The sequence below is a fragment of the Sphingomonas metalli genome (assembly GCF_014641735.1).
GTDB classification, from domain to species: Bacteria; Pseudomonadota; Alphaproteobacteria; order Sphingomonadales; family Sphingomonadaceae; genus Sphingomonas; species Sphingomonas metalli.
Genome location: NZ_BMIH01000014.1, coordinates 615 through 1,808 on the forward strand (window position 1 = coordinate 615; position 1,194 = coordinate 1,808).

Below are 1,194 nucleotides of genomic sequence, written 5' to 3' on the forward strand. Positions count from 1 at the left end.
CCGAGCGGGTCGGGGCCATCGTCAGCAGATGGGCGGGACCATCATAGCGGAGGAGCTTGCCCGACTTCGCCGAGCGGCCGATCAGGAGATCCCCGGAGGTTTCCAGCTTCCGCACGTCGGCGCGGTCGCCGAAGCGGGCGGAACCCAGCAGATCGTTTTGCCGGTTGCCCGCGCGCCGGTTGAACCGCCAAGCCAGGAACAGGACCATGCCCGCGAGCAGAAACGGAATGTCGGTCGCTATCTCGCCATAGCCGAAGATGCCTTTGAGCCAGGCGCTGCTCGCCATCAGCACCACGAAGGCGATGAAGACCGCCAACAGCGGGCTTATCCGCCGCTTAGGCATCAGCGCGCCGCGGCGATCGGCGTGACCGGCAGGGACTGATCGGCGTCGGGATGATCGAGCAGCCGGAGCAGGATTTGTGACACGAGGGGAGGAGGCACGCCTTCATCGAGCATCATGTTGAAAAACGCATTCTCGTTGGGCGTCGGGATCATGTCCTCGATCACAAGGTTGGCGCGCGACTCCGCCATGTCCTCACGCCACATGGCGACTTCCGGGGGCGTGCCGCGCACGAACTCCATCGCGCGGACCTCGGCCCGGATCGCCTCGATGTTGAAATCAGCCATCACCTTGTCCCCTCAGAGCCGCAATCCGAACCGCGGACCCGCCCATGTCAGGGCAAGGTAGAGCGCGATCGTGAGCACGCACCCGGCCGTGAGCGCGAGCCAGAACGGCGCGCCGCGATCGAGCATGGCCGGGATCAGCAGGAACATGGGCAGCGAGGGCAGCACGAACCAGAAGGTCGCACCGGCATGAGCCGCCATGCGGACAGGATCGTGCGTGTCGCGCCACAGCCACATCATGCCCAACACCGAGACAAGGGGGAGAGAGGCGACCAGCGCACCGACGCCAGGGCTGCGCTTGGCGATCTCGGAAACGGCGACGATGATGACGGCCGAGATGCCGGCCTTGAGAAGCAGGTAAAGCACGACACACCTCAGCTATCGGTCAACGGTTCCGCTTCCGCGTCGAAGGCCCGTTTGCCGCGCCGCTTCCAGAGCGCGAGGACCGCATCGGCTTCCTCGACCCGGGCGCGGGCCGCGGCGTCGAGCAGCGCGCCGTAGATGGTGGCGCGATCGTCGTCGGCCAGCTCGACCAGGCCGGCTTTCTGGACCAGCCCGCCCAGCTCGATC

3 protein-coding genes are annotated in these 1,194 nt (G+C 66.5%); all 3 read right to left on the minus strand.

What is annotated here, in order from left to right:
• Positions 1-342: 342 nt before the first annotated feature.
• Genes IEX18_RS18440 through traD form a run of 3 tightly spaced genes read right to left on the minus strand, consistent with a single transcriptional unit; the run spans position 343 to position 1,193 of the window.
• Positions 343-627: a hypothetical protein gene (locus tag IEX18_RS18440; protein ID WP_188661409.1), complete on the minus strand. Its 285-nt coding sequence runs from the start codon at positions 625-627 to the stop codon at positions 343-345.
• A 12-nt stretch (positions 628-639) separates the two neighbouring features.
• Complete coding sequence (locus tag IEX18_RS18445; RefSeq protein WP_188661412.1) at positions 640-990, minus strand: DUF3147 family protein; 351 nt, start codon at positions 988-990, stop codon at positions 640-642.
• 8 nt (positions 991-998) lie between these two features.
• Positions 999-1,193, minus strand: coding sequence for a conjugal transfer protein TraD (gene traD, locus IEX18_RS18450; RefSeq protein ID WP_229664721.1), 195 nt, complete (start codon positions 1,191-1,193; stop codon positions 999-1,001).
• Between the last annotated feature and the right edge of the window lies 1 nt (position 1,194).